The organism is Pseudomonadota bacterium (assembly GCA_034660915.1).
Taxonomy (GTDB): Bacteria; Desulfobacterota; Anaeroferrophillalia; order Anaeroferrophillales; family Anaeroferrophillaceae; genus DQWO01.
The window spans coordinates 1-4,988 of sequence record JAYEKE010000043.1; the positions used below are offsets into that span (position 1 = coordinate 1).

At 49.1% G+C, this 4,988-nt stretch carries 6 protein-coding genes; all 6 read left to right on the forward strand.

Going from position 1 to position 4,988, the window contains the following annotated elements:
* Positions 1-273 (forward strand): polysaccharide biosynthesis protein (locus U9P07_02485; GenBank protein ID MEA2108275.1); only part of this gene is annotated, 273 nt, incomplete at its 5' end.
* Between the two features lie 12 nt (positions 274-285).
* Positions 286-1,452: a UDP-4-amino-4,6-dideoxy-N-acetyl-beta-L-altrosamine transaminase gene (gene pseC, locus U9P07_02490; GenBank protein ID MEA2108276.1), complete on the forward strand. Its 1,167-nt coding sequence runs from the start codon at positions 286-288 to the stop codon at positions 1,450-1,452.
* On the forward strand, positions 1,428-2,198 hold the full coding sequence (locus U9P07_02495; protein MEA2108277.1) for a glycosyltransferase family protein: 771 nt from the start codon (positions 1,428-1,430) through the stop codon (positions 2,196-2,198). The genes pseC and U9P07_02495 overlap by 25 nt, the downstream gene beginning before the upstream one ends.
* Complete coding sequence (gene pseG / locus U9P07_02500) at positions 2,186-3,679, forward strand: UDP-2,4-diacetamido-2,4,6-trideoxy-beta-L-altropyranose hydrolase (GenBank protein MEA2108278.1); 1,494 nt, start codon at positions 2,186-2,188, stop codon at positions 3,677-3,679. Before U9P07_02495 ends, pseG begins: the two co-directional genes overlap by 13 nt.
* The gene (gene pseI / locus U9P07_02505; GenBank protein MEA2108279.1) at positions 3,672-4,745 is read left to right on the forward strand and encodes a pseudaminic acid synthase; all 1,074 of its coding nucleotides are present in this window, start codon (positions 3,672-3,674) and stop codon (positions 4,743-4,745) included. The genes pseG and pseI overlap by 8 nt, the downstream gene beginning before the upstream one ends.
* A 50-nt stretch (positions 4,746-4,795) precedes the next feature.
* Positions 4,796-4,988, forward strand: a 193-nt coding sequence (locus U9P07_02510) for a 4Fe-4S ferredoxin (GenBank protein MEA2108280.1), incomplete at its 3' end; no start/stop codon positions are given.

Below are 4,988 nucleotides of genomic sequence, written 5' to 3' on the forward strand. Positions count from 1 at the left end.
CAGCTGCGAACTATCGGGGTTCGTCCGGGGGAGAAACTTCACGAAGAGATGATAACGGTTTCAGATGCCATCAATACGGTGGAACTTGAGGATGAATATGTGATTCTGCCTTCCATGAAATTATGGGATGTGGATACATTCATCAAGGAAAATAAGGCCGTCAGGTGTCAGGAAAATTTCGAGTATAACAGTAATGATAATCCGGATCGCTTAAGTGTGGAGGAATTACGTACCTTGATGCGTGAACATGTCGATCCTGATTTTACCGTTTGAAAAGGATAACCTTTGTCTTTCCAATATATTCCTTATGGACGTCATGCTCTCGGACCTGATGATATCCAGGCGGTGGTTGATATTCTCAACTCTGACTGGCTGACCCAGGGGCCAATGGTACAGCAGTTTGAACAGGCTTTTGCTTCTTATTGCGGGGCTCGTTATGCCGTGGCGGTTTCCAGCGGTACGGCGGCTCTTCACCTGGCAGCGCTGGCGGCCGGCTTTGCTCCGGGAGATGAGGTTGTTACCTCTCCTATTACATTTGTGGCTACGGCAAATTGTGTGGCTTATGTGGGGGCCAAGCCGGTTTTTGCTGATATTGATCCGGTTACCGGCTGTATTGCTGCCGACCGAATTGTTGAACAGTTAACCTCGGCAACCCGGGGAATCATCCCGGTACATTTTGCCGGCCAGCCCTGTGATATGGGTGCCATCGCTACGATAGCCAGGGAACATGATCTGATCGTTATTGAGGATGCTGCCCATGCTCTGGGTTCTTCCTATAGGGTTGATGGTCGTCAATTTACCACCGGTTGCTGTGCCCACAGTGACATGACTATCTTTTCCCTGCACCCGGTCAAGCATATTGCTGCCGGTGAAGGTGGGGTGATTACGACCAATAATAAAAAACTTTATGAACGGCTCTCCCTCTTGCGATCCCATGGTATTGTCAAGGATCCAGAGCGTTTAAGTACAAATGAAGGTCCCTGGTATTATGAAATGCGGGCATTGGGTTATAATTATCGGCTAACGGATTTTCAGTGTGCCCTGGCCCTCAGCCAGTTGAAAAAACTTGATGTGTTTGTGGCCCGCCGCCGGGCTGTTGCCCGGACGTATACGCAAGCATTTAAAGCTGAACCGGCCTTGGATGTTCTGTCCCAAAATCCCGATTCCAGCTCATCATTCCATATCTATGTGATTCTTGCCAGGGGTGTGGATCGTGCAGATTTGTTCAAGGCCCTGCGTGAGCGGGGCATTGGGGTCAACGTTCACTATATTCCTGTTCACCTGCAGCCTTATTACCGCGAAAAATATGGCTATCATTCGGGAGATTATCCTTTGGCGGAGGAATATTATCGCCATGCCATCACTATTCCGCTTTATCCGGCCATGACTGATGATGATGTTGCCCGGGTTATTGGAAGTGTTCGCCAGTGCATAAAGATTTTGTCGATATGAATACCATCGCTATCATTCAGGCCCGTATGTCTTCAACCCGGCTGCCGGGTAAAGTGATGAAAAAGCTGATGGATAAATCTGTACTGGCCCATGTTATCAGTCGCCTGCAAATGGCAAAGACGCTTGATGGTGTGGTGGTGGCGACCACTAGCCATCAGGTTGACGATGTGATTGCGGTAGAAAGTCAGAAGTATGGTGCTGTAGTATATTGCGGCAGTGAGGAAGATGTGCTGGGTCGTTATTATGAAGCTGCCGGTGAATGTGCTGCTGATGTTGTGGTTCGCATAACCTCTGATTGTCCGTTGATTGATCCGCAGCTCATTGATCAAATGGTGCAAAAATTTTTTTCCTTGCCGGCAGTGGATTATTTGAGTAATACACTTGAACGAACCTACCCTCGGGGACTTGATGTTGAAATCTTCAGCCGCAAAGTTCTGGCGATGGCTTGCCGGCAAGCTCATAAACCCTTTGAACGCGAGCATGTAACTCCTTACATCTATCAGCATGAAGATCTGTTTCAACTGGTTTCCCACGTGGACCGGATTAACAGGTCAAACCATCGCTGGACCCTGGATACTCCCAGTGACTGGCAATTTGTCGAAGCCGTTTATCAGCACCTTTATCAGGTCAAAGAAACGTTTACCACCGCTGATGTCTTTGCATTATTACAGCGCCATCCGGAAATTGGAAAGCTCAATGAGCATGTCTGTCAAAAAAATCTGGAGGATGGTCATTGCGGGTTGTAATCAGGGCTGATGCCTCCTATAAGATAGGCTCTGGGCATATCTATCGTTGTCTTTCTCTGGCGACTGAGCTGAACAAGAGAGGCGCTGAAGTTTTTTTTATTTGTCGTCAACTTTCCGGTAACCTTTGTGACTTACTTTCTGATCGCAACTTTCGTGTTTTTCGTCTGCCAGCACCAGAGGAAGGTGCAGTGGAATGCCTGCCGGTTGAAGATGCCCGGGAGACCATGGATGTTTTAGCTTCGTTGGCGGGAGTTATTGACTGGCTGGTGGTTGATCACTATAACCTGGGTCGGGCATGGGAGTCCGAGTTTCGGGGGCGGGTTGAAAATATCCTGGTATTGGATGACCTGGCTGATCGTGAACATGATTGTGATGTGCTGCTTGACCAGGGATTTTATCCCGGGATGAAACATCGTTATCATGGCCTGGTTCCTGCTGACTGTCGGTTGTTGCTGGGGCCACACTATGCCTTGCTGGATTTCAGCTTTGCCCGCCAATCAGGGGAGAAAAAAGAAAAACTTGGCAAACGTCTCTTTGTTTTTTTTGGCGGCAGTGATGCTACCAATGAAACCGGCAAAACACTTGCTGCCTTACCTTTGTTGGCCAATCGACAATTGCAGCTTGATGTGGTGGTCGGTGGTGGTAATCCTTATCGTGAAAAAATTGAAAAACAGGCCGCTTCCTGCAAACAGGTGAAGTTCCATTATCAGGTTGATACTATGGCTTCCCTGATGGCCAAAGCGGACATTGCCCTGGGAGCCGGGGGGACGACAACCTGGGAACGCTGCTGTCTGGGATTGCCTAGTATTGTCATCAGTGTAGCAGACAATCAGACGGCTTTGTCCGCAACCCTGGGCCTGGATGGCCGGATATTGTATCTGGGAGAATCATCCCAAGTGGGGGTGGAAACAATTGCCCAGGCGATACAAACGCTGCTGGATTTTCCCTGGTGGCGTCGTTCGTTAAGCCGGCGCAGCCGGGAGTTGGTAGATGGCTATGGCTGCCGGCGCCTGAGTCGGATTCTTTTGCCGGAGAAGATAGATTTACGCCGGGCGGAAGAAAGTGATTGTGAGAAAATCCATGCCTGGCGCAACGCTGAGATAACCCGCCTTTTTTCTTTTTCCGGAGCGGAAATCTCTCTGGATGCACACCAACAATGGTTCCACAAATCTTTGGCCGATGAGCGACGTGTCCTGTTGATTGGTGAGCAGAATGACCAGCCGGTGGGGGTTTTGCGCTATGATTTCATTTCTGAGCTGAAGGCCCTGGTTTCTGTCTACCTTGTTCCCGGATATCATGGCCATGGTTTGGGCAGCTCCCTGATCAGGGAGGGAAGCAGCTGGATCCAGTCCCATTATCCGGCCTGTCAGACTATTCAGGCGGAAGTGCTTAAAGAAAATGTCGCTGGTAGAAAAGTTTTTCTTGCGGCTGGATTTGGTGAATATTATGGTGTTTTTCAAGAGGAGTTGGCCCATGAATGATGATCATCCGTTTTCTTGTCGGCTGAAGTTTGGTGACCGATGGATAAGCCGCTCCGATTCTCCTTTTATCATTGCTGAAATGTCCGGAAACCATAATCAATCGTTGGAGCGAGCCCTGAACATTGTCGATGAAGCGGCAAAAGCGGGTGCTGATGCGATTAAACTGCAGACCTATACCGCTGACAGCATGACCTTGAACCTGCAAGAAAGAGAATTTCTCATTTCTGATCCGGAAAGTTTGTGGTCCGGGCGCTCGCTTTACGATCTCTACCAGGAGGCCGCCACTCCATGGGCCTGGCATGAACCGATTTTTAATCGTTGCCGAGAATTGGGGCTTTTGTGTTTCAGCACTCCTTTTGATGCCAGGGCCGTTGATTTTCTTGAAGATCTGCAGGTCCCGGCATATAAGATTGCTTCTTTTGAAAATGTAGATCTTCCCTTGATTGAAAAAGTTGCCGCCACGGGAAAACCACTGATCATATCTACAGGCATGGCTTCAATCAGTGAATTGGATGAGGCGGTTCGTTGTGCCCGAAAGGCAGGATGTCGGGAGCTTATCCTGCTGAAATGTACCAGCAGTTACCCTGCCAGTCCAAAAGATTCCAATTTGTTGACCATACCTCACTTGCAGCAGTTGTTTGATTGCCCGGTTGGCCTTTCTGATCACACCAGGGGTATTGGTGCGGCAATAGCTGCGGTTGCACTGGGGGCGATGGTGGTGGAAAAGCATTTTACCCTCAGCCGTGAAGATGGTGGGGTGGATGCGGCATTTTCGCTGGAACCAAAAGAACTGCGCCTTTTGGTCAGTGAAACGAATCAGGCGTGGCAGGCCCTTGGCCGGGTTGCTTATGGGCCAACAGAAAAAGAACAAAAATCCCTGGTTTTTCGCCGTTCCCTCTATATCACTCAAGATATGGAAAAAGGCGATATCCTGAATCCGGAGAATGTTCGGGCCATCAGGCCGGGGTTGGGTTTGCCACCCAAGTTCTATCAACAGCTGCTGGGTAGAAAGATTAATCAAGGGGTGAAAAAAGGAACGCCGCTCAATTGGGATTTATTAGGCTGAATGATTGAAGGATTTTGTCAGTATCTTGGTTAAGGTGGAAAGGAAAAAACATGCAACAAGCTCATAGTGCATATCGACACCTGCAAAAACATCTGGATAAATTCCCCATCGGTTTTCCCATTACCGAATCGGGGGTGGAAATCAAGCTTTTGCAGTACCTCTTCAGCGAACAGGAGGCGAAGATTGCCGCCGGCTTGAATCTGATTGCTGAGCCGGTTGAGAAGATAGCTTCGAGACTTGGTG